Annotated in this window: 17 protein-coding genes; 16 read left to right on the top strand and 1 reads right to left on the bottom strand. The window is 60.2% G+C overall.

Translation table 11 applies throughout. The features are described 5' to 3' along the window. Nucleotides 1-84: 84 nt before the first annotated feature. The 14 genes from ACZ5WW_RS11825 to ACZ5WW_RS11760 all read left to right on the top strand — a co-directional run bounded on the left by ACZ5WW_RS11825 (nt 85) and on the right by ACZ5WW_RS11760 (nt 20,452). On the top strand, nt 85-672 hold the full coding sequence (locus ACZ5WW_RS11825; RefSeq protein ID WP_377170944.1) for an RNA polymerase sigma factor: 588 nt from the start codon (nt 85-87) through the stop codon (nt 670-672). Further along, complete coding sequence (locus ACZ5WW_RS11820; protein ID WP_377170946.1) at nt 669-947, top strand: hypothetical protein; 279 nt, start codon at nt 669-671, stop codon at nt 945-947. Before ACZ5WW_RS11825 ends, ACZ5WW_RS11820 begins: the two co-directional genes overlap by 4 nt. Beyond that, nucleotides 944-1,312 (top strand): hypothetical protein, encoded by a 369-nt coding sequence (locus tag ACZ5WW_RS11815; RefSeq protein ID WP_377170948.1) that lies wholly within the window; start codon nt 944-946, stop codon nt 1,310-1,312. Before ACZ5WW_RS11820 ends, ACZ5WW_RS11815 begins: the two co-directional genes overlap by 4 nt. Next, nucleotides 1,309-4,125 (top strand): DUF1549 domain-containing protein, encoded by a 2,817-nt coding sequence (locus ACZ5WW_RS11810; protein WP_377170950.1) that lies wholly within the window; start codon nt 1,309-1,311, stop codon nt 4,123-4,125. Before ACZ5WW_RS11815 ends, ACZ5WW_RS11810 begins: the two co-directional genes overlap by 4 nt. A 4-nt stretch (nt 4,126-4,129) precedes the next feature. Next, nucleotides 4,130-5,476, top strand: a complete 1,347-nt coding sequence (locus tag ACZ5WW_RS11805; RefSeq protein WP_377170952.1) for a DUF1501 domain-containing protein — start codon at nt 4,130-4,132, stop codon at nt 5,474-5,476. A gap of 42 nt (nt 5,477-5,518) precedes the next feature. Beyond that, nucleotides 5,519-6,169 carry a GntR family transcriptional regulator gene (locus ACZ5WW_RS11800; RefSeq protein ID WP_377170955.1) on the top strand — a complete coding sequence of 217 codons (651 nt, stop codon included), beginning with the start codon at nt 5,519-5,521 and terminating at the stop codon, nt 6,167-6,169. Beyond that, a complete protein-coding gene (locus ACZ5WW_RS11795; RefSeq protein ID WP_377170958.1) occupies nt 6,166-8,604 on the top strand; it encodes a DUF1553 domain-containing protein in 2,439 nt (812 codons plus the stop codon). Before ACZ5WW_RS11800 ends, ACZ5WW_RS11795 begins: the two co-directional genes overlap by 4 nt. Further along, nucleotides 8,601-10,001: a DUF1501 domain-containing protein gene (locus ACZ5WW_RS11790; RefSeq protein WP_377170960.1), complete on the top strand. Its 1,401-nt coding sequence runs from the start codon at nt 8,601-8,603 to the stop codon at nt 9,999-10,001. Before ACZ5WW_RS11795 ends, ACZ5WW_RS11790 begins: the two co-directional genes overlap by 4 nt. 23 nt (nt 10,002-10,024) lie before the next feature. Continuing rightward, nucleotides 10,025-13,981 (top strand): DUF1592 domain-containing protein, encoded by a 3,957-nt coding sequence (locus ACZ5WW_RS11785; protein ID WP_377170962.1) that lies wholly within the window; start codon nt 10,025-10,027, stop codon nt 13,979-13,981. A 10-nt stretch (nt 13,982-13,991) separates the two neighbouring features. Next, nucleotides 13,992-15,323 (top strand): DUF1552 domain-containing protein, encoded by a 1,332-nt coding sequence (locus ACZ5WW_RS11780; protein WP_377170964.1) that lies wholly within the window; start codon nt 13,992-13,994, stop codon nt 15,321-15,323. Between the two features lie 42 nt (nt 15,324-15,365). Then, a complete protein-coding gene (locus ACZ5WW_RS11775; RefSeq protein WP_377170966.1) occupies nt 15,366-17,177 on the top strand; it encodes a GMC oxidoreductase in 1,812 nt (603 codons plus the stop codon). Then, nucleotides 17,177-17,821 (top strand): gluconate 2-dehydrogenase subunit 3 family protein, encoded by a 645-nt coding sequence (locus ACZ5WW_RS11770; protein ID WP_377170968.1) that lies wholly within the window; start codon nt 17,177-17,179, stop codon nt 17,819-17,821. Before ACZ5WW_RS11775 ends, ACZ5WW_RS11770 begins: the two co-directional genes overlap by 1 nt. Before the next feature lie 73 nt (nt 17,822-17,894). Then, the gene (locus ACZ5WW_RS11765; protein WP_377170971.1) at nt 17,895-19,760 is read left to right on the top strand and encodes an alpha/beta hydrolase domain-containing protein; all 1,866 of its coding nucleotides are present in this window, start codon (nt 17,895-17,897) and stop codon (nt 19,758-19,760) included. A 20-nt stretch (nt 19,761-19,780) separates the two neighbouring features. After that, nucleotides 19,781-20,452, top strand: coding sequence for an SGNH/GDSL hydrolase family protein (locus ACZ5WW_RS11760; protein WP_377170973.1), 672 nt, complete (start codon nt 19,781-19,783; stop codon nt 20,450-20,452). Between the two features lie 5 nt (nt 20,453-20,457). Here the strand turns inward: ACZ5WW_RS11760 and ACZ5WW_RS11755 are convergent, their stop codons facing one another. After that, nucleotides 20,458-21,651, bottom strand: coding sequence for a hypothetical protein (locus ACZ5WW_RS11755; protein WP_377170975.1), 1,194 nt, complete (start codon nt 21,649-21,651; stop codon nt 20,458-20,460). A 103-nt stretch (nt 21,652-21,754) separates the two neighbouring features. Here ACZ5WW_RS11755 and ACZ5WW_RS11750 point away from each other — a divergent pair, with 103 nt between their 5' ends. Both ACZ5WW_RS11750 and ACZ5WW_RS11745 read left to right on the top strand, forming a co-directional pair. Then, nucleotides 21,755-24,904 (top strand): PSD1 and planctomycete cytochrome C domain-containing protein, encoded by a 3,150-nt coding sequence (locus ACZ5WW_RS11750; protein ID WP_377170977.1) that lies wholly within the window; start codon nt 21,755-21,757, stop codon nt 24,902-24,904. Between the two features lie 4 nt (nt 24,905-24,908). Beyond that, on the top strand, nt 24,909-26,318 hold the full coding sequence (locus tag ACZ5WW_RS11745; RefSeq protein WP_377170979.1) for a DUF1501 domain-containing protein: 1,410 nt from the start codon (nt 24,909-24,911) through the stop codon (nt 26,316-26,318). Nucleotides 26,319-26,377: the final 59 nt, after the last annotated feature.

Here is a 26,377-nt window from a genome sequence, read left to right as displayed (position 1 = left end):
CATATCTTTTCCGGAAGCTGTAACCGCTGCTCATCCTGCCCGTAGAAGCCGGGAAAGGATGTGTCATCGTGATCTCCAGCTTCCATGATTCTGACCGACAGCGAATCCCGCGCCTGCATGGCAGCATGGCTGCGATGCAGCGACGAGCGGGCGGCACGCTCTCTGATGGAGGCGTTCTATCCCTTTGTCGCCTCCCTGATCCGTCGCCACGTCGCAGATTCCGGATGCGTGGAGGATCTGGCGCAGCAGACCTTTGTGCGGTGTTTTGCCAAGGCCTCGCAGTGGGATGTATCCAAGTCTCTGGAGCCCTGGCTGGCACGAATCGCCATCAATCAGTGCCGCGACTATTACCGCGCACGCCGTGCAAGGCCGGAGCTGCGCTGGAGCGATCTCACCCAGGGGGAGCAGGATGCCCTGCAGGCCACGCTGACGGCTGCGGAGCCGAAACCGGAGGCGCTGAACGACGAATCACGCTCACTCATGCTGCGCCTGCTGGACACGCTGACTGCGGACGACCGCATGGTGCTCAGCCTTTTGCATCTCGAAGGCAAATCGACCGAAGAAATCGCCGCAATCAGCGGCTGGAGCCGCACGCTGGTGAAGGTGCGTGCCTTCCGCGCCCGCCGCAGGCTGCGCGCGGCTTTTGAACAACTCGAAGCATCACACACATGAACGAAACTGATCAACGACTCGAACAACTCGCCTCTCGAGCACGAAGCGCGCCGACTGTTGTGCCGGAGGAACTGCCCTATGGCTTTGTGACACGTGTGCTGGCCGCCTCGACCGAAATGCCAGACAGCTCTACCCTGTGGGCCCGTTTTTCGCTCGGAGCCCTGCCCGTGGCTGCCGTAGCGACGGCCGCCTGCCTTTGGTGGTCTGCCGGTGCCATGAGCGCCGACGCGCACGATCTTGCGCAGGTCTTCATCCAAACGCCGCTTTTCCCATGAAAAAATTCTACATCGTCATCTCACTTGTCGGGCTCTTCATTCTAGGCACCCTGTTCGGTGTTGGTCTTGCGCTGCCTTTCGCGAAGAAGCTCATTAGCGAAGATCACTTCGTGCAGCAGCGCATGAAGGAGGAGATCAAGCGTCTGAAGCTCACTCCCGAGCAGATCGAAAAGTCGAAGCCGATCTATGACCAGCTTCTGCTGGATCTCGCAAATATCAAAAACGATACGCTCACCGCCATCGCCCAGGCTTCGATTCGTCAGTCCACCGAGCTGGCCGGGCTGCTCACACCCGAGCAAATTGAGGAGTTCAAGAAGCTCGGTGACGAGCGCCGCGTGAGATTTGAAAAATTCATGAAGCCATGAAGACGCATTCATTCCTCCTGCTGATCGCCTTTCTCGCCTCGGCTGCGGCCCAGGATGTCGCGCTAAATCAGAAGCTTGAACAGGGATTCACCGCTTTTGACCAGGACCATGATGCCGCCCTGAACGCTGCTGAGTTCAAGGCGCTCGGGGAGTATTCGCCGAAACTCAAGGGCAAGCCGCAAGTGGTGGACTACTTGTTTCACATACTTGATGTGAATCAGGATGGCAGGCTCTCGCATGATGAATACATGAACATCGCCGCCATCAGCGGCGGCACGAAGCCTTCTGCCGAAAAGCCGGTGGTCGCCGAGACTCCGGGCAGCGCTGACCAGGTGGCATTCTTTGAGAAGAAGATCCGGCCGGTACTCGCGGAAAAGTGCTACAAATGCCATGCCGAAAATGAAGAGAAAATCAAAGGAGGCCTAGTGCTGGATACCCGGGATGGCATCCGACGCGGTGGAGACAGCGGCCCGGCTATTGTTCCAGGTGATCTCGTGAAGAGCCTTCTCATCGAATCTCTGCGCTACACCAACAAGGATCTGCAGATGCCTCCGGAAAAGAGCGGCGGCAGGTTGCCGGATTCTGTCATCGCTGACTTTGAGCAGTGGGTGCGCATGGGGGCGCCCGATCCCCGCGAAGGCAAAGCTGCCGTGGTCAAATCCGAGTGGGACACGGAGAAGGCCAGAAGCCACTGGGCCTTTCAGCCAGTGAAGCAGCCAGCGGTGCCGTCTGTGAAACACACAGCATGGCCAAAAACAGACGTAGACCGCTTCATCCTTGCCGGGCTGGAAGCGCGGGGGCTGAAGCCGGTTGGTGATGCTGCGCCAGCCGTGCTGCTGCGCCGGGTGTGCTTTGATCTTACCGGACTGCCACCCACACCTGAGCAGGTAGATTTTTTTGTGGCGAATCCTGATGTGAAGTCTTTTGAAAAGATCGTCGATAGCCTTCTCAAGTCACCTCGTTTTGGCGAGCGCTGGGGGCGGCATTGGCTGGATGTGGCACGCTATGCCGAGTCCTCTGGAAAAGATGTAAACTGCCTCTATCCGCATGCCTGGCGCTATCGTGACTATGTCATTGAAGCATTCAACAGCGACAAGCCCTTCGATGACTTTGTCCGTGAGCAGATCGCTGGTGACCTGCTCCAGGCCAGAGACAACCGCGACCGTGCGATGAAGCAGGTCGCCACCGGCTTTCTTGCCATAGGCACACACAGTCTGAATGAGCGCAGCCCCAAGCAGCTGGCGCTCGACACGGCTGACGAGCAAATCGATGCCGTTTCCCAGGCCGTGCTCGGCCTCACGGCGGCCTGTGCGCGCTGTCATGATCACAAGTTTGATCCCATCTCTCAGCGCGACTACTACGCGCTCGCTGGCATCTTCCTCAGCACGGAGACGCTGTATGGAACCGCGCCAAATTTCCAAAATATTCATGCCACACCGCTGATCGAGCTGCCAACGGACTGCGGCCTTCCACGCATGCCCCTCGTGCTTACGCCAGAGCGCCGTGCCGAACTGGAAAAGGAACTCACCAAAACGGCGCGTTACGGCGCGCTGCAGTTTTACACCACAGCGGCAAAAGCCCTCTTCACGGGCAAGGGGTTCAATGTGAACAATGACCCGCAAAAGCTGGTCATGTTTGTGGGCATCAATGCCAAGATCGGCGAGTGCAAGACCGAGCTGGCTTCCTATGACAGTGAGGGTCGGCAGAAGCGGTTGGCCATGGGCGTGCGCGATTATCCCGCCACGCCCGCCGCCGGGCCGCCTACGAAACCGAAGTCCGTGGAGGAGACTTTTCAGATGATCGCTGGACGTCCAGCACAGTATTGCTCGATCAATGACAGCCCGCTGTTTGCTCGTGGCGATGTGGAGAAGCCCGGTGCCAAAGTGCCACGTGGCTTTGTCAGTGTGCTTTCAGCGGCAGCAGCCGAGATTCCTGCCAGGGAAAGTGGTCGCCGTGAGCTTGCCGAATGGCTGGTGTCATCTGCCAATCCTCTGACCGCACGTGTGTTTGCCAATCGCGTCTGGCACTGGCTTTTTGGCAGAGGAATTGTTTCTACAGTGGACAACTTTGGCACCACCGGCCAGCCTCCCGCCAATCAAGCGCTGCTAGACCATCTGGCGCTTCGTTTGCAGGCCGGAGGCTGGTCCATGAAGTCCCTCATCAAGGAAATCGTCATGAGTCGCGCCTACCAGATCTCCTCGGCACATGAGGCTGAATCCTTCGAGGCGGACCCTGAAAATGCGCTGGTCTGGCACATGTCTCCACGTCGCCTGGACGCAGAGTGCATCCGTGATGCCATGCTGGCCGTCAGTGGTGGGTTGAAGACGGATGCACCGGTTGGCTCTGCTGTCGCGCAGTGTGGAGATGCGGCGATCGGTGGCTTTCCCATTAAAAGCCTTCGTGCTCCTTTGAGCGAGGAGCCTTTCCTGACCGCAGGCGGTGACATGCGCAGCGTCTATCTTCCGGTGCCACGCAATGCCGTCCCTGATGCGCTCAACGTTTTTGACTTTGCCGAACCCAGTGCTGTGAATGGCAGCCGGGATGCGACCACGGTGCCCTCGCAGGCCTTGTTTCTTCTAAACAATGACTTCGTGGGTGCGCAGGCCAGACGTCTTGCGGACAGGCTCCGCCCTCTGCCTGAAGACCAGCGAACCGCCATGGCGTTCAAGCTCTCTTTCGCCAGGCTGCCCACCGCTGCCGAGACTCGTGCAGTTCAGCGCTTCTTTGCTGATTTCCCGCGTCTGGAAAATGACGTGCTCACCTCCTTCTGCCGCGCCCTGCTCGGCAGCGCTGAATTCCGCTCCATCGACTAAACTCATGAACTCCCGTCGTCATTTTCTTCAGACCAGCGGAGTCGGCTTTGGCTGGCTGGCATTTCAGGCACTGGCTCAGGCTGAGGCCGGCAACCCTCTGGCGGTTAAGCAGCCGCACTTCAGCGCCAGGGCCAAGCGCGTCATCTTCCTGTGCATGCGAGGTGCGCCCTCCCACGTGGACACCTTTGACTACAAGCCCAAGCTTGCCGAAGCTTCCGGAAAGGATGGACGTGCTCCTGGCACCAAGCTTCATGGCTCACAGTGGAAGTTTTCACCTCAGGGAAAATGCGGGCTGCCGATCAGTGAGCTCTTCCCTCATCTTTCCAAGCATGCGGATGAGCTGTGCCTCATCAATTCCATGCACACGGAGCTGCCAGCGCATGCTCAGTCTTTTCTGAAGCTGCATACGGGCAATTCACAGTTTGTGCGTCCCTCACTCGGGGCCTGGGCGCTTTACGGCCTCGGCACCCTGAATGAAAACCTGCCGGGTTTTGTCACCATCGCGCCTCCCTCCTTGTTTGGAGGAGCGCAAAATTATGGCAGTGCCTTTCTGCCCGAGATCTATCAGGGCACCCGCGTCGGATCGGACGCGCGGCCCATTGCCAATGCGCAGGTACGCAATATTACGCCACCCGTCAGCAGTGTCGCTCAGCGGAAGGAGATCGAACTGATCCAGACACTGAACCGGGAAAAAATGAAGCGCGATCAGTTCAATCCCGAAATCGAAGGGGCGATCGAGTCCTTTGAGCTGGCTTTTAAAATGCAGAGTGAGATGCCAAAGGTCATGGATCTTTCCAAGGAAAACCGACAGACGCTGGAGGCCTACGGTATTGGCGATGGCCGGGCGACGGATGATTTTGGCCGAAAATGCCTCCTCGCCCGACGCATGGTCGAGGCTGGAGTGCGATTTGTGGAAGTCACACACAGCGACTGGGACCATCATTTCAAAATCTCGCAGGACCTGCCAAAGACCGCCGCCGCCGTGGATCAATCCATCGCCGCGCTGCTCGCGGATCTGCAAAGCCGGGGCCTGCTCAAGGACACGCTCGTGGTCTGGTCAGGAGAGTTTGGCCGCACACCCCATGGACAGGGCGTGGATGGGCGCGATCACAACAGCAAAGGCTTCACCGCCTGGATGGCCGGCGGCGGTGTGAAGGGCGGGCTGCGCTACGGCAGCACGGACGATCTTGGCTACGAAGCGGTGGAGGACAAGATGCATACCCATGACTTTCACGCCACCATTCTGCATCTGCTGGGCCTGGACCACGAGCGGCTCACTTATCGCTACGCTGGCCGCGACTTCCGGCTCAGCGATGTGAAAGGCAGTGTGGCAAAAAAAATCCTCGCCTGAGATAGACAGTGGTATTCGGCCCGTATTAAAACGGTATACCGAATGAAAACAGCCGCTGCTTCTCCCTCGCGCTCAGATTCCACAGCCTTGCTGCTGCGGGCTGAAATTCTCAATGGCAGCTCTGCGCCTGGTGCGCTGCTGGCAGAGTCTGCCGTGGCCCGGAGGCTGGGGGTCAGCCGTGTGCCGGTGCGGGAGGCGCTCTTCGCGCTCGAGCGTGAGGGGCTCGTCGAGTTCAGCCCCACGGGGCGTGCTTTTGTCAAAGACCTGACTCCGCAGGATTTTGAAGAGCTGTATGTGCTGCGCCTTGCTCTGGAGCCGCTGGCTTCACGTCTCGCGGCGCAGTCATTCAGGGCAGATGTGACTCTGCTGGAAAAAAATCTGTCCGCCACCCGCAGGGCCCGCTCTGTGCAGGATGTGACGCTGCTGGATCTGGACTTTCACCAGATCATTCTCGAAGCCTCCGGAAATGCGCGTCTGGTCAAGCTCTGGAACTCCCTGCGTGGCGAACTGGAACTCTGGCTCGGACGTTTGCACCGCACGCATCAAATGCAGACCAAGGAGACCCTCCAGCAGACGGTCGATGCGCATCAGTCCATCGTCGAAAGTTTCAAGACTCAAACGCCCTCCACCTGCGAGCGCCTGATGCGCGAGCACATCCTCGGCTGGCGTGAATGGCTGCCTCTTGCCCCATGAACCGCGTCTTCCAAAGCCTGGGCATCGGCATGCTCGCGGTAGCCTCGATGAAGGCGGAGGATAACCTTGCCTTTTTTGAGGCCAAGGTGCTGCCATTGCTTCAGAGCCGCTGCTACGAGTGCCACTCGCATGAAAAGAAGATCAAAGGCGGGCTAGCTCTGGACTCAAAGACTGGCTGGCAGGCTGGTGGAGACAATGGCGCGGTCATCGTGCCAGGAAATCCGAAGCAGAGTCATCTCATTGAGGCGGTGCACTACACCAATCCTGAAATGGAAATGCCGCCCAAGGGGAGGCTCGCAGCAGATGAGATTGCCATTTTCGAGCAGTGGGTGTCCATGGGAGCGCCGGACTCTCGCGTCAAAAAAACTGCCAGCTCTGCTCGCGTGATCGATTGGGAGGCCGGGAAAAATTTCTGGGCCTTTCAGCCGGTGCACGCTGAAAAGCCGCCTGGAGTAAGACATAAGGAATGGCCGCTTGTTCCAGTGGACCGATACATACTGGCCGCACTTGAGGCCAAAGACATGATGCCTTCGCAAGATGCGGATGCCTATACCTGGCTGCGTCGTGTGACGCTTGACCTTACCGGCCTGCCACCGGCGCCGGAAGAGGCGGCTCGTTTTGATGGGGCGGCTTCTGAGCGTGCAGCGGTGGTCGAGCGTCTTTTGCAGTCACGCGCCTTTGGCGAGCGCTGGGCCCGCCATTGGCTGGACCTCGTCGGCTACGCAGATCAGATAGGCACTTCAAACAACGTCTTTGCCGAGCACGCGTGGCGTTACCGGGATTACGTCATCGACGCCTTCAATTCCGACAAACCGTTCGACCTGTTCATCCGTGAGCAGATCGCCGGAGATCTGCTGCCTGCTAAAACACCCCAAGAGCGCGCGGCAAACATCACCGCCACGGGATTTCTGGTGCTGGGGGATGTTGAAATCGTCGCCGTGGACAAGCTCAAGATGGAGCACGATCTCGTGGACCAGCAGGTCAGCAAGATCGGCACTGCCTTCCTTGGCATGACGCTGGGCTGCGTGCGCTGCCACGATCACAAGTTTGATCCCATCTCACAGGCCGATTATTACGCCATCGCCGGCATGTTCCGCAGCACGGATGCGACTTACAAGACTGACAATGGCGTCTGGAGCAGCGTCAACAAAACCGAGCTGCCGGAAACAGCGGCGCAGAAGGCCAGGCGTGAAGTGCTGCTCGCTGCAAACGACACTCAAATCCGTGAGTGGGAAGCCGAGCGCGATCTCGCAAACAAAGAAAAGGCCGAGGTGGAAGAGCAGATCGCGAAAGTGACCAAAGACGCGAAGCCAGAACTCGAAAAGAAACGCGATGAAACTGCCGCGCGCATCAAGACGCTCAATGCCCGGATCGAGCACGCGAGGTTCTTCGCCCCTGTAGCGCCGAAAGCCTTTGCCGTGCACGACCGCGAAAAGCCTGCCGATATGCGCATCACCATCCGCGGCAATCCTTACGCACTGGGAGACTCAGTGAAGCGCGGAGCCTTGCGTGTCGCATCGTGGTCTGATTTCCCTGCGATCCCAGCAGGGCAAAGCGGCAGGCTTCAGCTCGCGGACTGGGTGGCTGACGCACGCAACCCGCTCACCGCCCGGGTCACAGTGAACCGCATTTGGCAGAAGCTCTTTGGCGAAGGTCTTGTGCGCAGCGTTGACTACTTCGGTGTCCGTGGAGAGACCCCCACGCATCCAGAGCTGCTGGATTACCTCGCGGCACGTTTCATGAAAAACGGCTGGTCGCAGAAGCAGCTCATCCGCGAGCTCGTCCTCAGCCGTGCCTACCGCATGAGCAGCGCCAACAATGCCACCGCTGCAGCCAAAGATCCTGACAACCGCCTGCTCTGGCGCATGAACCGCCAGCGACTGGATGCCGAGGCGATCCGCGACTCCATGCTCGCAATCAGCGGCGGTCTTGCATCTTCAGTGGGTGGTCCTGCACTGCCGCTGGAGTTTCCAGAAAACGTCACCAGCCTTAGCCCCAAAGCGGTCAATCCTCCGGCGTTTTCATTCAAGAAGATGCGCCCGGTGCATGACTACGAGCGCACCATTTATCTGCCTGTCATCCGAACGGCTGCCCAGCCGGGCTCTGCCAAGCTCAGGGATGTGTTTGATTTTACCCAGCCTGCGCAGATTGCCGGCAGGCGTGCAGAGACAGCCGTGCCCACTCAGGCTTTGTTCCTGCTCAACAGCGAGCTCGTCCGCACCCGCGCCATTGAGACAGCCCGGCGGCTGACCGCTGAAGAGTCAAACGTGGGAGGAAGGCTTGAAGCACTGTGGCTGCGCATCCTCAGCCGCCCCATCAGCAGTGCCGAGCGCGAAGATGCCCTGAAATTTCTCGAATCCATGCCAGCTGACAAGTCGTGGGTCGAACTGTGCCACGCGCTGCTCTCCTCCAACGAATTTCTGCTCCGCCTATGAATGCACCTTCCATTTCCCGCCGCTCATGGCTGCAGCGTTCTGCCGCTGGTTTCGGTGCTCTCGCGCTGCATGATCTGGTGCAGGCGGCTCAAAGTCCCCTCGCCGCCCGGGCACCGCAGTTTCCGGCCAAAGCCAAACGCGTGATCTTTCTGTTCATGTCCGGCGGGCCTTCGCAGCCCGACTTGTTTGACCCCAAGGACTACATCCGCCGCATGCATGGCCAGACCATCACCGCGCCCATCAATACCAAGGAGCTGCGTGTCGGCACGGACAAGTTCCTGGCGCTGGCCACTCAGGGAGAGGTGCGTCCGCGTGGGCAGTCCGGCATGATGATCTCCGACCTGCTGCCACATACCGCAAGCATCGCCGATGAGATCTGCCTGCTGCGCGCCGTGCATGCGGACAACAACCAGCACCAGCCTGCTGCCTTGCAGTTTCATACCGGGGTGACAGCGGATGTGCGTCCGTCGATTGGGGCCTGGATCAGCTACGGCCTCGGCATGGAAAATCAAAATCTGCCGAGCTTCATCAGCATCCACCCTGACAGCGACACCCGGCTTTATGGTTCGTCCTTTCTGCCTGCGGCCCATCAGGGCACCAAGGTGGTCATCCCCACCAGCGACAAGCAGTCGCCCATCGACTACCTGGCGGATGTCTCCGGTGATGTGAAGGCTCAGCGTGCGCGCATCGATTTCACCCAGCGCATGAACCGCCGACTGATGGGACAGACGGGCTCCGATGCCCGCATGGAGGGCATGATTGAAAGCATGGAGACCGCCTTCCGCATGCAGACTACAGCTCCTGAGCTGGTGGACATTTCGAATGAGTCCGAGGCCACCCGGAAACTCTACGGAGTCGGAGGCAAGGACACGGATAAAAACGCCCGAGCCTGCCTTCTCGCCCGCAAGCTGAGCGAGGCTGGCGTGCGTTTTGTGCAGGTCACCATGGGTGGCTGGGACCATCACGGCGACATCCGCAATGCACTCCCCAAAAGCTGCGCCGCCAGCGATCAGCCCTGCGCTGCACTGATCAAAGACCTCAAGTCCCGTGGCTTGCTTGATGACACGCTGGTGGTCTGGAGCGGTGAGTTTGGCCGCACGCCATGGAGTCAGGATCTTAGCGGCACCTCGCCGATCGAAAAGCATGGGCGTGAGCATCAGCCTGAAAGCTTCTGCTCCTGGATGGCAGGTGGCGGCATCAGACCCGGATTCACTTTCGGTGAGACAGATGATTTCGGCTTCCGCCCCGTCTCAGGAAAGGTGCACCTGCATGACCTGCACGCCACCATCCTGCATCAGCTAGGGCTTGACCATGAAAAGCTGACATGGCGTCACCTCGGCCGCGACTTCCGGCTCACGGATGTGCATGGAAACGTCGTGAAGGAGATTTTGTCATGAGGCCTTTGTTTTCAGTCCTGTCTTTGTCTTCATTCCTGGCCCTGCATGGCGCAGCGTATGGTGCGGATGATTTTCAGGCATCGATCCTCCCTTTGCTCAAAGAGCGCTGCAACTCCTGCCACTCCACCGAGAAGCAGAAGGGCGATCTGGACCTGGAGCGCTTCACCTCCGTGGCGGACATCAAGCGCGAGCCCATGATCTGGGAGGGGGTGCTGGACCAGATTCACCTGGGTGAGATGCCGCCAAAAAAAGAGCCGCAGCTCACTGATGAGCAGAAAAAGCGGCTCGTGCAGTGGGTGCAGTCCAGGCTGGACGAAGTGGCCCTGGCCAATGCTGGAGATCCCGGCCCTGTGGTGCTGCGTCGTCTCTCCAACATGGAGTACACCTACACGCTGCGTGATCTCACCGGAGTGGAGTCGCTCGACCCCGCCAGAGAGTTTCCCGTGGATGGCGCTGCGGGTGAGGGGTTCACCAATGCCGGTGCGGCGCTCGTGATGTCCCCCGCATTGCTCAGCAAGTACCTTGATGCAGCCAAGGAGGTCGCTTCTCATGCGGTGCTCACTCCTCAGGGCATGCACTTCTCCCAGTCCAACTCACCGCGTGACTGGGCGGACGAGGCTCTGGCCAAGATCCGCCAGATCTACCGCCGCTACAGCGAATCTGCGGGACAGTCAGAAGTGAAAGTGGCGGGTGCCAAGATCATCGCCAAAGACGAGGGGCGTCTGCCGCTGGGTAAATACCTCGCTGCATTGCAGGGGCAGGGGAGTGCCGATGGGCTGAGTCCGAAATACCTGGCACTGCTCAGACAAGCTCTCAGCAGTTCGCAGCCATCCATGCTGCTGGATCCGCTGCGCGCCAGGTTTCGTGCAGGAAAGCTCACTGTGGCAGATGTGGCCGCCTGGCAGCAGGCCTTGTGGCGCTTTGCCAGTGTGGGGCACATCGGCAAGGAAAACGGTCCCAAAGCCTGGCAGGAGCCCGTGGCTCCTTTGGTGGCCCGGCATGAAATCCGCATGAAGCTCACGGCTCCCAAGGATGGAGGAGATCGCACCCTCTATCTCACCACGACAGACGCAGGAGATGGCAGTGAGAACGATTCGGCCGTGTGGGAAAATGCGCGGCTGGTGGCCCCTGGCCGTGCTGATCTTCCGCTGCGCGACTTGCCAAAGCTCATGGAGCGTCTGAAGCAGCGGCGTGCACAACTGATTGCCGGTGTGCAACCCTGCCTGGCTGCGGTGCATGAGGCACAGATGAACCCCGAGCGCACGGATGTGGTCGTGCTGGCGCAGAAACATGGCGTGGATCCCGCGCTGCTGCTGGGGTGGCTGGACTATGTCGGCGTCGGATCGGCCAGTCAGGTGAAGCTGGAGCCGCTGCTCACCAAGAAGGTCCAGAGTGTTCCGAATTACAATTTCATCAAGGGATGGTCCGGCGAGCAGGCGCTCAGCGTGCTGGCAAACTCTTCTGACAAGACTCCGCGTATTCCGGGTTTGATGCAGGCGCACAGCGTCGCCACGCATCCCTCTCCCACACGCGCTTCGGTCATCGCTTGGCGCAGCCCGGTCAGCGGCTCGCTGCATATCCAGGGGGATGTGGCGGACGCAGACGTAGCATGCGGCAATGGCATCACCTGGTCCCTGGAGGTGCGCCGGGGCCACATGCGGGATGTGCTCGCCTCCGGAGTCAGCAAAGGATCGGAACGCATTTCCACAGGAGCCTTCGACAAGGTTCAGGTTATGAAAGGAGACGTGGTAGCCCTGGTGATCGGCCCCAAGGATGGAAACCACAGCTGCGATCTTACCACGGTGAATCTGACTCTCACGGATGGCCAGACGACCTGGGATCTGGCAAAGGATGTGTCTCCCAACATCCTGGCGGGCAATCCCCACGGTCCCTGGCATTTCCTCACCCAACCTGCGTCTCAGCAAGTGGACTCGGCGATTCCTGATGGCTCTCCTCTGGCCCGCTGGCGCAAGACCAAGGATGCGGCCGAGCGTGAGATGATCGCTGGGGAGGTTCGGGCATTGCTGGAAAGAGATCCCGTCACACTTCCTGCCGCTTCGCCCGAGCAGGCTCTGCGCCGCCAGCTCCTTTCAGCAACGGGGCCTCTTCTCATGGCTGTCTTGAAGGAGCCTGCTCCGGGCACTCCTGCGGCATCCAGCTATGAGGTGAAAGCTCCCTCGGTGGTCGAGATCAAAGTTCCCGCCGAATTGATTGAAGACTCGGAACTGGTGGCTACAGCCCGGCTGCTGAACCCCGAAGGCAGCCTGCAGATGCAGGTGCATGAAGTCAGGCCCGAATCGCTCAAAGGCCTCGCCGTTGACGAAGCGCAAACCGCGCAGTCCAAGGGCCTGTGGTCTGACAACAATCTGCACACGCATCACAGCGCACCGGTGATCGTGAGCGAGCAAAGCGCCGCCCGCAGCCGCTTCCAGGCCGCCTTTGATGAGTTTCGCAGTCTTTTCCCCATCGCGCTATGCTACACCCAGATCGTGCCGATTGATGAAGTCGTCACGCTCACGCTCTTTCACCGTGAGGATGATCATCTGAAACGCCTCATGCTCTCCGAGGCCGAAGGCGCCGAACTCGACCGCCTCTGGGATGAGCTGCGCTTCGTCAGTGAATGGCCGCTGAAGCAGGTGGATGTCTTTGAGCAGCTTTTCCAGTTTGCCACGCAGGACGCCAAGCCCAGCGCCTTTGAGCCGATGCGTGCGCCTATCATGAATGCGGCCGCTGCCTTCAAGCGTCAGCTTGTTGAGACAGAGCCGGCGCAGGTTGCCGCCGTGGTTGAGTTCGCGGAAAAAGCCTGGCGTCGGGCACTGAGCCGTGGGGAGCGTGAAGGGCTGCAGGACCTCTACCAAAAAATGCGCAGCCAGGAGCTGCCGCATGCTGTTGCCACACGCATGATGCTGGCACGTGTGCTTGTCGCCCCTGCATTTCTCTATCGCGGGGAGAAGGCCATGCCCGGCTCCAAAGCCGCGCCGGTCAGTACGCATGAGCTTGCCACACGGCTCAGCTACTTTCTTTGGTCATCCTGCCCGGATGCTGAGCTGAGCCAGCTTGCTGCTTCTGGAAAGCTGAATGATCCCGCGGTGCTCTCGGTGCAGGTGCAGCGCATGATGAAAGACGCCAAAATACGCCGCCTCGCCACGGAGTTCGGCTGCCAGTGGCTGCATGTGCGCGATGTCGGCACGTTGGACGAGAAAAGCGAACGGCACTTTCCCACCTTCGTCTCACTGCGCGAGGACATGCAGGAGGAGGTGACCCGCTTCTTCATCGACATCCTTCAAAACAACGGCAACGTCCTCTCACTGCTGGATGCCGATCATACCTTTGTGAATGCCAGCCTCGCGAAGCACTATGCGCTGGAGGTGCAGGGGGATGCCTGGCAGCGCATTGATGGACTGCAGGCCAAAGGACGCGGTGGCATCCTCGGCTTTGCCGCCACGCTTGCCAAGCAGGCAGGCGCCTCCCGCACCAGCGCCATCTTGCGCGGCACATGGCTGAGCGAGGTCATCCTCGGAGACAAGCTGCCCATCCCGCCGAAAGGCGTGCCCGTGCTTCCTGAGGAAACGCCGGCCAATCTCAGCGAGCGGCAGCTTATCGAGCGCCACAGCCGCGATGAAAACTGCTCCGGCTGCCATCGCCGCATCGACCCCTTTGGCTTTGCTCTCGAAGGCTTCGACGCCATCGGACGCGCGCGCAAAGCAGATACAAAGACCATCTTGCCAGATGGCACGGCTGTCGATGGTCTGAATGATCTGCGTGCCTACCTGATCGACAAGCGAGGTGATGACTTCGTGCGTCAGTTCTGTCGCAAGCTGCTCGGTTATGCCCTGGGCCGCAGCGTGCAGCTTTCAGACAAGCCTTTGATCGAGTCCATGGTCAAAAGCGACCGCCGCATGGTTTCTCTGATCGACCTCATCATCCACAGCCCGCAGTTCCTGGAAGTGCGGGGAAAAAACACCATCGCCCAGCACTGATCTGACTCCTATGCACACACATCATTTTTCACGTCGAGCCTTCCTGCGTGGAGCAGGCGTCTCCATGGCACTGCCATGGATGGAGTCTTTCAATGTCTGGGGAGACGAACCCAAGCGTGACAAGCCCGCCAGCGAGGCTCCGGTGCGCCTGTGTGTCACCTTTTCAGGCAATGGCTTCCACTCCCAGGAATGGTGGGCCAAAGGCGAGGGGAAGGGGATGGAGCTGGGCAAAGTCCTGCAGCCCCTGCACGAATTCCGCGAAAAACTTCTCTTTGTGCGCGGTCTCTACCATGAGGAGGCCCGGAAGGGAAACATCCACTCTTCGCAGACCGGCAACATGCTCTCCGGCGCACCGATTGCCTCCGGTGGTGAGATTCGCTCAGGCACCAGCTTTGACCAGGTGCTCGCGCAGACCTATGGCCGCAGCACCAAGGTGCCCAGCCTCGTGCTCGCGTGTGAGAAGTCGAACCCCTCGGTGCATAAAAACTACTCCATGCTCTACAGCTCGCACATCTCGTGGAGCTCTCCCACCACACCGACTCCGCTGGAGCTCTACCCCGCGCTGGCCTTTGACCGCCTGTTTAAAGATGAGGCATCCCCTGCCGACAAAAGCGTACTGGATGCGGTGCTCGCTGAGGCACGGGACCTCAAACGTGACATCAGCCTCAATGATCAACGCAAACTTGATGAATATCTCGATTCCGTGCGCGATGTGGAAAAGCGCATCGAAAACGCCGGCAAGCGAGGCGAGCTGCAGGGGTGGCGGCCCACGCTCGAAAAGCCGAACATCAAGCGCCCTGCCGACGGCATCCCGCAGGACATCGGCGAGCACATGAAGCTCATGATTGATCTCCTCGTGCTGGGTTTCCAGACCGACACCACGCGCATCACCACGCTCAAGCTCAACAATGACCACAGTGCCCTGCGCTTCCCCAATCTCCCCAGTGTGCAGCAGGCGGGACATGGCATCGACTACATGATCCACCATCTGCTCTCCCACAGCGATGGCGAAGACTGGCTGAAAGTGAACCAGTTTTTCATGGAGCAGCTCGCCTATCTTGCCCGCAAGCTTGACTCCATCCAGGAAGGTCCGCGCACGCTGCTGGACAACACCATGATCATGCACTGCTCCAGCATGATGGCCGGGGCCAGGCACGACAACGACCAGCTCCCGGTCATCGTCCTCGGGGGGGCGGGCGGCAGAATCAAGGGCGGACGAGCACTCGATTACAAGGACAAGCCTGAGCGCCAGCTGTGCCGTCTATTTATTTCGATGATGGATAAAATGGACCATCATCCGAAGACTTTTGGCGATGCAAAAATGATGCTGGAAGAGGTTTGAAAAACGCGCGTTTTTCATTCTCTCCTTCCCCGACCGCACGCCATGCCCATCATCACCGCCGACAAGCTCCAGGATTCGTATGACGTCGTCATCGTCGGCTCCGGGGCAGGGGGCGGACAGACGGCCTACACGCTGACGATGGAGGGCCTGAAGGTCCTCATTCTGGAGGCGGGACGTTCCTTTGATGTGCAGTCCGAGGTGGCGATGCTGCAGCTGCCCAGCCACGCCCCGCTGCGCGGCGAGAAGACGCCGGACAAACAGTACGGTTTCCACGACTGCTCAATCAACAGCGGCTGGGACATTCCCGGCGAGCCCTACACCAATGCGAACAAGGAGCCGGAAAACCAGTTCCGCTGGTGGCGTCAGCGCATGATGGGCGGGCGCACCAACCACTGGGGGCGCATCACGCTGCGCAACGGTCCGTATGACTTCAAACCACGCACACGCTTTGGCCTGGGCTTCGACTGGCCGATCAGCTACGACGACATTGCGCCCTATTATGACAAGGTGGAGATGCTGATCGGCGTGTTTGGCACGAACGAGGGGCTGGAAAATTCGCCTGATTCATCACCCGGCGTTTTGCAGCCTGCGCCGAAGCTGAGAGTGGGCGAGCTTTACGCGCAGAAGCATGGCAAGAAAGTCGGTGCGCATGTGACCTCGATTCATCGGGCCGTGCTGACGCAGCCGCAGGATGCCAGTACGCTCCCCGCCAAGCTCCATCCGGGAAATGCGAAGGCGCAGAGCATTCTGGCAGACTCCATGCGCAGCCGGTCTCCCTGCTTCTGGGCCACCGACTGCCATCGCGGCTGCTCGATCCGGGCGAACTACGATTCGCAGACGGTGCACCTGCGGCCAGCACTGGCCACGGGGAACCTGGACATCCTACCCCATGCGATGGCGCGTGAGGTCACGCTGGACAAACAGGGCAGGGCCACAGGCATCACCTTCATCAACAAAAAAGACGGTAGCGAAGGCCATGCCAAAGGCCGAGCCGTGGTGCTGGCCGCCAGTTCGCAGGAGTCGGTGCGGCTGCTGCTGAATTCCAAATCGAACGCGTTTCCCCAAGGTCTCGCGAATTCCAGCGGCAAGGTGGGCAAATACATCACGGATTCGGTGTCGAGCAGTCTCAGTGCGCACATTCCCGCCTTTGAAGGCATGCCCATTCACAATGAAGACGGTGCGGGCGGGCCGCATGCCTACGTGCCATGGACGCGGCATGCGCAGAATGCCAAAGGTGAGCTCGGCTTCCCTGGCGGTTATCATCTGGAGTTCACCAGCGGTCGGCAGATGCCATCGCTTACAACATTGAACGGCATCGAGAGCAGGCTGGGGCACGAAGGTGTGCTGTTTGGCGCAAAGTTCAAGGAGGAGGCCCGACGCTACTACGGCTGCCACCTCGGCTTTGGGGCCCAGGGCACCATGCTGCCGAATGAGGGCTCCTTCTGCGAACTCGATCCCGAACTGAAGGATCAGTGGGGCATTCCCGTGCTGCGCTTTCACTGGAAGTGGACGGACTTCGAGCTCAATCAGGCGCGCCATCAGCAGCAGCACATCCGCGATCTTCTCGAAGCCATGGGCGGCAAAGTGTCTGCGAAGTCCACGCCAGATGTGGCCAAGCTGCTGAAAAAAGGCGGCGAAGTGATCCATGAGGTCGGCGGTGCCATCATGGGGGCGGACCGCGAGACCTCAGTGACAAATCAGTGGAGCCAGACTTGGGATGTGAAGAATCTTTTCATGGCCGATGGCGCACCCTTTGCCAGCACGGCGGACAAAAACCCCACCCTCACCATCATGGCGCTGGCCTGGCGCATGGCCGACCACCTGATGGATGAAATGAAGAAAGGAAACATCTGATGAGTGCTCCCGAAGACCTCACACGCATGGACCGCCGCAAGGCGCTGCAATGGATGCTCAGCGCCACGGCGACCATGGCCGTGCGCGATCCCAGCCTCTTCGCGGCGGATGCCGCCCCCGTCAAAGCGCAGGGTTACGGTCCAGATCCGGTCATGGTGAAGGTGTACAAACCTGGGGACGTGTGGCCACTCACGCTGACCGAGCCCCAGCGCCGCACCACGCGTGCCCTGTGTGATGTCATCATCCCTGCGGATGAGGCCTCTCCCAGTGCCTCATCTCTGGGTGTGCCGGACTTCATCGATGAATGGATCAGTTCACCTTATCCCGCGCAGGCAGGAGATCGTCGCCTCATACTCGAAGGGCTTCAATGGATCGACCAGGAGGCGACGACCCGCTTTGGCAAAGCCTTTGCCGATCTCGCACTCGCGCAGCAGACCGCCATCTGCACCGATCTTGCAGCCGCCAAGCCACAGGCGGCGCACAAAAAGGCCGCAGGGTTCTTCAAGCGCTTTCGCGATCTCACGGCCGGCGGCTACTACACCACGCCCGAAGGCATGAAGGCCCTCGGCTACGTGGGCAACATGCCCTCCGGCTCTTTTGAAGGTCCGCCCATCGAGGCTCTGAGGCATGTCGGGCTCGCATGAGCTCTGCACGGCCCCCCACGATCGTGAGGTGAGGCTGTTTCCAAAAAGCAAAAACCGCTGCTGTATTTAAACGATGTCCCTGCTTCCCCGTCTCCTCCTTTCACTCCTGATCGTCTGCCACACACGTGCCGCCGTCGTGCGCGTGGAGGTGCTGGAGCGTTCGGACATGGCGAAGACGGGCTATGAGCAGATTGTGGGACGTCTGCATTACGAGATCGATCCGGCGCTGCCGGGCAATGCTGTCATCGCCGATGTGGCGCTGGCTCCGGTGAATGAGGCTGGCCGTGTCACTTTCACCGCTGACCTGCGGCTCATGAAGCCCAAGGATATGGCGCGCAGCAATGGTGCGGCGTGGGTGGAGATACCAAACCGTGGCGGCAAGGCTGCGCTGAGAGATTGGATCGTGAAGCATGGCTTCACCGTGCTCAATGTCGGGTGGGAGTTTGATGTGCCTGCGCAGCCAGGAAAAATGCGTCTTCAGGTGCCCTCGGCAAGAAACAAGGACGGCAGCCCGGTGCGTGGTGTGGTCAGTGCCATACTCATCCCGGAAAAGGCTGCAGATGAACAAACCCTCACCGATCTGGCAGACTACCCGCCCGTAAATGTGGACGGTCCTGAGAGCCGCCTGATCGTGCGCACGCGCATGGCGGATGCCGGTGGCAGAGAGGTGCCGCGAAAATCATGGAGCCTGAAGGAGGGCAGCCTGCGCCTGAAGGGTGGCTTTGAGCCGGGAAAGACGTATGAGATTTTCTACCTGGCCGAAGCACCGCCGCTCGCTGGGCTCGGCTACGCCGCCATCCGCGATGCCGTGGCCTGGCTGAAGCATGATCCGGGCTCGCTTGCGCCGGTGCGGCATGCCTATGCTTTTGGCGCTTCGCAGTGCGGGCGCTTTTTGCGCGATTTTGTTTATCTGGGGTTCAATACCGATGAGCAGGATCGTCAGGCTCTGGACGGTGTGATGGCCCACATCGCCGGTGCGGGCCGTCTGGTGCTGAACCAGCGCTGGTCCACGCCGCGTGCTCTGTCAGGCTTCTACACGGCATCCTATCCCTTTGCCGACACGGCTCAGGCAGACCCCGTCAGCGGACACGCGGAGGGAGTTTTGGAAAACACGCGAGTGAAGCATCCGCCCAAAATATTCTACACCAACACCGCTGCTGAATATTGGGGCGCGGGCCGTGTGGCGGCGCTCACGCACACGAGTCCGGATGGGGCCAAAGACATCGCCTTCCCGGACAATGTGCGCTCTTACTTCTTCGCAGGCACCCAGCACGGCCCGGCAACATTTCCCCCGACGGCCCAGGCGAAAGACGCGCCGCTTGCAAACCCGGTCAATGCCAGCGCCGTCGTCACAGCAATGCGGCTGGCCATGCATCGCTGGGTGACGGAGGGTGCGGCTCCTCCTCCCAGTGTGCATCCGAAAATTTCAGATGGCACACTCGTTCCCGTGGCAGGTGTGCGCTTTCCCAAAGTGCCTGGCCTGGGCGATCCACGGCTTCTGACAGCAGGCTGCCGTGTGCGCAATCCCCAGTGGGCGGATGGTGCCGGTGCAGGTGCGGAACTGCCGCTGCTGGTCCCGCAGGTGGATGCGGATGGCAATGACATTGCCGGTATCCGCATGCCCGATGTGGCCGTGCCTCTTGGAACCGCCACGGGCTGGGTCTTTCGATCTGCGTCAATGGGCTCGCCCCATGAGCCCGTGCTGCTGCGCGGTGCCTGGGCTCCTCTCGCTGCCACACACGAACAGCGTGAAGCCACGCACGATCCACGCCCCGCACTGACGGAACGCTATGCCTCCCGCGAGGCCTATCTGTCCCAGGTGAAAGACGTGCTGCAAAAGCTCATCCGGCAGCAGCTTCTCAGCGAGGATGATCTCGAGCCTCAGCTCAAGCAGTCAGCCATCCGCTGGGATTGGGTGATGCGCCAGCCTGCCAGATAGCCGCTTTTTTACTTACCTATATGACATACCATCGCCTACTCTTCGCTCTCGTCTTTGTCTGTGCCACCGTTCATGCCTCGGCGCAGGCCAGTTACCGCAAGGTGCTCTTTCTCGGCAACAGCATCACCAAGCATGGTCCGAAGAAGGACATCGACTGGTCGGGCAACTGGGGCATGGCGGCCACCTCCGAGGCAAACGACTACGTCCACCTCGTCACCAAGGCGCTGACGGAAAAAACCGGTGCCGCACCCGAGATCATGGTGAAAAACATCGCCGACTTTGAGCGTGCCTATGCCGGCTACGACGTGCCCGCCAAGCTCAAGGAAGCCATCGATTTTCATGCCGATCTCATCATTCTGGCAATCGGCGAAAATGTACCCGCTTTGAAGACAGCCGAAGACAAGGCAAAGCTACAGGCCAGCGTGACCACGCTGCTGAAAGCTCTAAAAGCAGACGGAAAGCCCACCATTCTTGTGCGCAGTTGTTTCTGGGCCAATCCCGCCAAGGACGAAGCGCTCCAGCAGGCCTGCACGGAAGTCGGCGGCATCTACGTCAACATCAGCAGCCTCGGCAAGGACGAGACAAACTACGGACGCTCAGAGCGCCCCTACAAACACGCCGGCGTCGCCAATCACCCCGGGGACAAAGGCATGGCCGCCATCGCAGCAGCTTTGGTCAAGGCAGTTCCTTGAGCAGCTCAGCGCATTGCTCTGAAATACTCCGCAGTGGCTTTTTGGAACGCCTCGTTTTCCGGCACCTTCCCCGTCCGCGTCACACACTCTCCTACAAACGCTCTCGCCCACTCGTAGTATCGCCGGTGCGTTTCATAAATGGGCTGCTTCACGCCTTTGTCGTTGATCATCCAGTAGCCACGGTGCTGTTCGTTGGGTTCCAGTTCATTGTTATAAAGTTCCCAGTAGAGGATAAAGGGGCAGCCCCACTCCAGCGCCGACAGGATGGTGATGCGCGAGAGGCGGTCCTGCTCCTGAGGTGAGTGGTGCGCTTTGCCGTGGTGAAGCACCGAGTAGCCATATTCACCGATGAACACCCGCCTGCCCGGAATCCCCGGCTTGGGCTTGAGCTGAGACTCAATGTAGCTCAGCACCTCTTTGATCTCCTCTGCCTTGGGTTCGTTCGTCACGTCGTAGGCCGAGTAGGAGACAAAATCTACGGGCACCTTTGGCAGCACCTGGTTGACCAAAGTCGGCCGGCTTTCACGCATGGAGATCGTGGGATGGTTCAGCTCCGTGTAGTGCCACACCTGCACGTTCTGGTGCGGTGTGTCGCGCTTGGCGTCATCCACGGCTCGCTGGCGGGTCGTCAGCCAGTCGATCATGCCCTGCACTTTCTCAGGCGTCATCTTCGCATCAGCTTCTTTGCCAATGCTGCCCCGCAGCAGGTTGTCCCCCTCCCAGTGCCCGAGATAAAAAGTCTTGCCTGTGCCGCTATAGGTCTTCAGCAGATGCACCACCAGTGCATGCAGTTCCTGATATTCCTTGTCTGCATCCGCTTTGGAAAGGCCCTGCTTCCACGACGTGCTGGCAAAGGGCTCCGCCCAGAGCTGGAAATTTGCAAAAGGCATGTCCAGCACCCGGCGGTGGGAGCGCTCATCGCGAGCCAGTTCCACCAGCGAATGCACACCCGGGTATTCCTTGGGCTTGGCCCGCAGGTCAAACTTCATGCAGCTCGCTCCCATGGCTCGAATGACTTCGGCAGACTCCACCAGCGGGTCCTGCTGGGTAAAGTGATATCTGCCCCCGATGGCCTGGGTGCCGAGGATGTAGTTAAAACGGTCGACTTCAGGCAGTTCAGCAGCCTGGATCAGAGGTGCTGTGCTGGTCACGATCAGCAGCAGTAGAGTGGCCAGGCATTTGCGAGGGCAGGGGTGCATCTGGGCCAGGAAAGCACGCTTTGCCTGTCGGAGCACTCAAACTGGCGGGTTTTTGCCAATTTTTGTGTCCAAAAGCGTACTACTCCCGCCTTTTGCTACTGACATGACACGGTCACGCCTACCAGCCTTCCTTTTCCTGCTCTCCTGCCACACTGCGGGCGGGGTGTTTGCCGCTGACGCCGATGCGGAACGCGCGGCCATGAAGTTCTTCGAAAACGAAGTGCGTCCCATCCTGGTGAAACGCTGCTTTGACTGCCACAGCAACACCAAGCAGAAGGGCGGCCTGCGCGTGGACAACATCGGCTACCTCAAGACAGGCGGTGACACCGGTCCGGCCCTTGTCCCCGGCCATCCGGAAAAATCCGCCATGATCGAGGCCATCCACTACAAGGATGAAGACTTCCAGATGCCGCCGAAAAACAATGGCGGCAAGATGCCCGATGCCGAAATCGCCACCTTGGAAAAATGGATCAAACTCGGCGCGCCCTGGCCTGATAATCCTGCGCAAAAAGTGGTCGTGACCGAGGGCGGCTTCACCGAGGAGCAGCGCAACTACTGGTTCTTCAAGCCGGTGGCCAAGGTCTCTCCGCCCAAAGTCGCTGGGAGTTGGGTGCGCAATGACATCGACCGCTTTATCGCCGCCAAGCAGGCCGAGCTCAAGCTCACTCCCGCTGCCGAGGCGGACCGCAATGAGCTGGTGCGCCGCGTTTATTTCGACCTCCACGGCCTGCCGCCCACGCGCGAGCAGATCGACAGATTCGTCAACGACAAGGATCCGCGCGCCTATGAAAAGCTGGTGGATGAGCTTCTCGCCAGCCCAAGCTACGGCGAGCGCTGGGCCCAGCACTGGCTGGACCTCGTCCGCTACGCCGAAAGCGACGGCTACAATGCCGATGAGTACCGCCCCTCCGTGTGGCCTTACCGCGACTATGTCATCAAATCCTTCAACGACGACAAGCCCTACGACCAGTTTGTGCGCGAGCAGCTTGCGGGCGATGAGATCGCACCGGATGATCCCAATGTGCTCATAGCCACCTGCTTCCTGCGCAATCCCGTGTACGAATGGAACCAGCGCGATGTGAAGGGCCAGTGGGACATCATTCTCACCGACATGACGGACACCACGGGCGAGCTCTTCCTCGGTCTAAGCATGGGCTGCGCGCACTGCCACAATCATAAGTTTGACCCCATCCTGCAAAAGGATTACTACCGCCTTCGCGCCTTCCTCGCACCCGTGCAGTGGCGCGACGATCTGAAGCTGGCCACCCCCGCCGAAAAGAAGGCCTTTGCTGATCAGCAGGCCAAATGGGAGACCGCCACCGCAGATATCCGCGCTAAAATGGACGCGATCACCGGCCCGATCGTTGAGCCCAGGGTGGAGCGTGCCCTCACTCGCTTCACGGAAGATCTCCAGGAAATGGTGCGCAAGCCCGATGCTGAGCGCGGAGCTTTGGAACGACAGCTCGCCGGCCTGTGCCAGCGCCAGATGCAGCGCGAGCGCAAGACCTTCGACCCCATGAAGAGCCTCAAGAGCGAGGAGAAGAAGGCCGAATACAAGGCGCTCGAGGAGGAGCTCAAGAAGTTTGACCACCTGAAGCCCAAGCCGCTCATGGATGCCTTTGTCGCTACCGATGCCGGGCCCGTCCCTCCCTCGGTCGCGCTCAAGACCCGCAAAGGCGAGCAGGAAATCGCCCCTGGTTTCCTCACTCTGCTTGAGCCCAAGGAGCCCGAGATCAAACCCATCGGCAACTCCACCGGACGCCGCACCGTCCTAGCCGACTGGATCACGCGTCCGGACAACCGCCTCTCCACCCGCGTCATCGTCAACCGCATCTGGCAGTACCACTTCGGCCGTGGCATCGTCGCCACCGCCAGTGATTTCGGAAAGCTCGGCGAGAAGCCCACTCATCCTGAGCTGCTCGACTTCCTGACCACCAAGTTCGTGGCCAATGGCTGGCACCTCAAGCCGCTGCACCGTGAGATCATGCTCTCCGCCACCTACCGGCAGACGGCGCGTCGCGAGCCCGTCGGCGACATCGCCAAGATCGACCCCTCCAACCATTACCTCTGGCGCTTCAATCCCCGCCGTCTCGATGCTGAGCAGGTGCGAGATGCACTCCTCGCAGCAAGCGGAGAGCTGGATCCCAAATCCGGCGGTCCTGCTGAAGATGGCAACGGCTCGCGCCGCTCCATCTACATCATGAAAAAGCGCAACAATCAGAATGAACTGCTGCGCGCTCTGGATGCCCCGGCCGGATTTGCCAGCACGGCTGAACGCCAGAGCACCACCACACCCACGCAGGCCCTGCAGCTCCTGAATGGCGACTGGCTGCTGGCCCGTGCCCGCAAGCTGGCCGGACGTGTGGAAAACATTGACGATGCCTGGCTGGCCGTGCTGGGCCGTCTGCCCACCAAGATGGAACGCACCAAAGCGGAGGCCTTCCTCAAAAGGCGTGCCGGAACTTCTAGCCAGCCCGTGGCACCTGCCGCAGAGGTTGTTGAAAACAACAGCGGCTTCAAAGAAAACAGCCCGCACGAGCGCCTGCTAGTTCAGAGCGGCACGGAGGAAGGCGACGAGTTCACCGTGGAAGCCATTGCAAGTCTCAACAGCATCGATGCGAATGCCTCCGTGCGCACCATCGCCTCCCGTTGGAATGGAGGGAAGGACAGCCTTGAGTCCTTTGGCTGGAGCCTTGGAGTCACGGGTGTGAAATCACGCTTCAAGCCGCGCAATGTCATCATGCAGGTCGTGGGCGAAGATGAAAATTCGAACATCGGCTATCAAGTAGTGCCGTCAGACATTCATATCGAACTGGGCCGCCGCTATCACATCGTCGCCCGCGTTTCCTGCACCGGTCATACCGTTGCCTTTACCGTGCGCGATCTCGACACACCCGGTGCTGCGCCTGAGTCCGTCGTGGTCCCCATGGACATCCGCGCTAAGCTCAGCGCCGGCACGGCTCAGCTCGTGGTCGGTGGTTTGAACAAACGCGCACCCACCCACCAGTGGGATGGGCAGATCGAGGCCCTGCGCGTGGCAGCCAGTGTGCTGGAAGACAAAGCCCTCAGCAGCGATCCTGAGAAATGGTCCGCAGGCCTCGTCACCTGGCGCTCCGCAGACCCTCTCACCTCACAGTTTGCCTGGTCCGGCTCCGACACCAAGACGGTCGAGGCAGATGATCCTTTCCGTCAGGCCATGAATGACCTCTGCCAGGTCCTTCTGAACACGAACGAGTTTTTCTACCTTCACTAACACCATGAGCTGCAACCGATTCGACATCCCACATACGCGTCGTGACTTTCTGCAAAGCGCAGGCTGTGGCTTTGGTGCCGTGGCCCTGGCGGGCCTCATGAGCGAACAGAGCTCCGCCGCTGCTGCCCTGCAGCTCCCGCAGCGTGTGGCCAAGGCCAAGAGCGTCATCTTCCTCTTCATGGAGGGTGGTCCCAGCCATCTGGACACCTTTGATTACAAGCCCCTGCTCAACAAGCTCGCGGGGCAGTCGCTCCCCGCCAGCTTCAAGCCGCCGATCACTGCGATGGGCGAGGCCAAGTCTCCGCTGCTCGAGTGCAAGCGCACCTGGAAGCAGTACGGCCAGGGCGGCCTCTGGATCTCGGACTGGTTTCAAAACGTGGCGCAGCATGCGGATGACCTTGCTGTGATTCACTCCTGCGCCTCTAGCGGCATCAATCATGCCGGCGGTGTGTGCTCCATGAACACCGGCTCCGTCTTTGGCGGGCGTCCCTCTCTTGGAGCCTGGGCCTCCTATGGTCTCGGTACCGAAAACAAAAACCTTCCCGGCTTTGTCGTCATCAAGGACAGTGAGGCCACCGTGGTGAACGGCGTGCGCAATTGGGGCACGGGCTTCATGCCTGCGGTGTACCAGGGTGTCGAATTCAACTCCGACGGCGTGCCGATCAAATACCTCGACAACCCCAAGGGAGTGGATCGCAAGCGCCAGCGGGACAAGCTCGATCTCCTCGGTGACCTCAACCGCGACTACGGCGCCTCCCGTGCCAGCAATACCGAGCTGGATGCGCGCATCCGTGGCTATGAGCTTGCCTACAAAATGCAGGCTGAGGCCCCGCAGGCGGTGGATCTCAGCAAAGAGAGCGAAGCCACCAAAAAACTCTACGGCATGGACAATGAGGCCACCGCCGTCTATGGCCGCAACTGCCTCCTCGCCCGACGCCTCGTGGAAAGCGGCGTGCGCTTCGTCCAGCTCTACAGCGGTGCTGGTAGCAAGTGGGACAGCCACAAGGGCATCGAGGTCAACCACTCCAGGCTCTGCAATGCCGTGGACAAGCCCATCGCCGGCCTGCTCGCCGACCTCAAGGCGCGTGGCCTGCTCGATGAGACGCTTGTCATCTGGGGCGGTGAATTCGGCCGTACTCCCATGAGCGAGCAGGGCGACGGACGCGACCACAACCCCACCGGCTTCACCATGTGGATGGCAGGCGGCGGGGTCAAAGGCGGCCAAACCTACGGTGCCACCGACGACCTCGGCCTCTATGCCGTGGAGGACCGCCTGCACGTGCACGACATCCATTCGACCATCCTGTACCTGTTGGGAATCGATCACACCCAACTCGTGTACACGCACAAAGGCCGCCCCGAACGCATCGATCAGAACGAAGGCCATCCTTTGACCAAGCTGCTTGGGGCGTGAGCCGGCCGTGCTGCTGGTGATGTGGCTGGACCATCGAGATTCCTTTGCAAAGCCTGCAT

This window comes from Prosthecobacter fluviatilis, from assembly GCF_055388355.1.
The sequence above is the reverse complement of the archived record's forward strand: the minus strand, read 5'-3'. Positions and strand labels throughout refer to the sequence as shown.

What these genes read in the sequence shown, in the direction of transcription:
- ACZ5WW_RS11800 (WP_377170955.1), top strand. Translation starts at nt 5,519, where the DNA reads ATGAAAACAGCCGCTGCTTCTCCCTCGCGCTCAGATTCCACAGCCTTG.
- ACZ5WW_RS11790 (WP_377170960.1), top strand. Translation starts at nt 8,601, where the DNA reads ATGAATGCACCTTCCATTTCCCGCCGCTCATGGCTGCAGCGTTCTGCC.
- ACZ5WW_RS11745 (WP_377170979.1), top strand. Translation starts at nt 24,909, where the DNA reads ATGAGCTGCAACCGATTCGACATCCCACATACGCGTCGTGACTTTCTG.
- ACZ5WW_RS11775 (WP_377170966.1), top strand. Translation starts at nt 15,366, where the DNA reads ATGCCCATCATCACCGCCGACAAGCTCCAGGATTCGTATGACGTCGTC.
- ACZ5WW_RS11795 (WP_377170958.1), top strand. Translation starts at nt 6,166, where the DNA reads ATGAACCGCGTCTTCCAAAGCCTGGGCATCGGCATGCTCGCGGTAGCC.
- ACZ5WW_RS11825 (WP_377170944.1), top strand. Translation starts at nt 85, where the DNA reads ATGATTCTGACCGACAGCGAATCCCGCGCCTGCATGGCAGCATGGCTG.
- ACZ5WW_RS11750 (WP_377170977.1), top strand. Translation starts at nt 21,755, where the DNA reads ATGACACGGTCACGCCTACCAGCCTTCCTTTTCCTGCTCTCCTGCCAC.
- ACZ5WW_RS11755 (WP_377170975.1), bottom strand. Translation starts at nt 21,651, where the DNA reads ATGCACCCCTGCCCTCGCAAATGCCTGGCCACTCTACTGCTGCTGATC.
- ACZ5WW_RS11820 (WP_377170946.1), top strand. Translation starts at nt 669, where the DNA reads ATGAACGAAACTGATCAACGACTCGAACAACTCGCCTCTCGAGCACGA.
- ACZ5WW_RS11805 (WP_377170952.1), top strand. Translation starts at nt 4,130, where the DNA reads ATGAACTCCCGTCGTCATTTTCTTCAGACCAGCGGAGTCGGCTTTGGC.
- ACZ5WW_RS11765 (WP_377170971.1), top strand. Translation starts at nt 17,895, where the DNA reads ATGTCCCTGCTTCCCCGTCTCCTCCTTTCACTCCTGATCGTCTGCCAC.
- ACZ5WW_RS11780 (WP_377170964.1), top strand. Translation starts at nt 13,992, where the DNA reads ATGCACACACATCATTTTTCACGTCGAGCCTTCCTGCGTGGAGCAGGC.
- ACZ5WW_RS11770 (WP_377170968.1), top strand. Translation starts at nt 17,177, where the DNA reads ATGAGTGCTCCCGAAGACCTCACACGCATGGACCGCCGCAAGGCGCTG.
- ACZ5WW_RS11815 (WP_377170948.1), top strand. Translation starts at nt 944, where the DNA reads ATGAAAAAATTCTACATCGTCATCTCACTTGTCGGGCTCTTCATTCTA.
- ACZ5WW_RS11810 (WP_377170950.1), top strand. Translation starts at nt 1,309, where the DNA reads ATGAAGACGCATTCATTCCTCCTGCTGATCGCCTTTCTCGCCTCGGCT.
- ACZ5WW_RS11760 (WP_377170973.1), top strand. Translation starts at nt 19,781, where the DNA reads ATGACATACCATCGCCTACTCTTCGCTCTCGTCTTTGTCTGTGCCACC.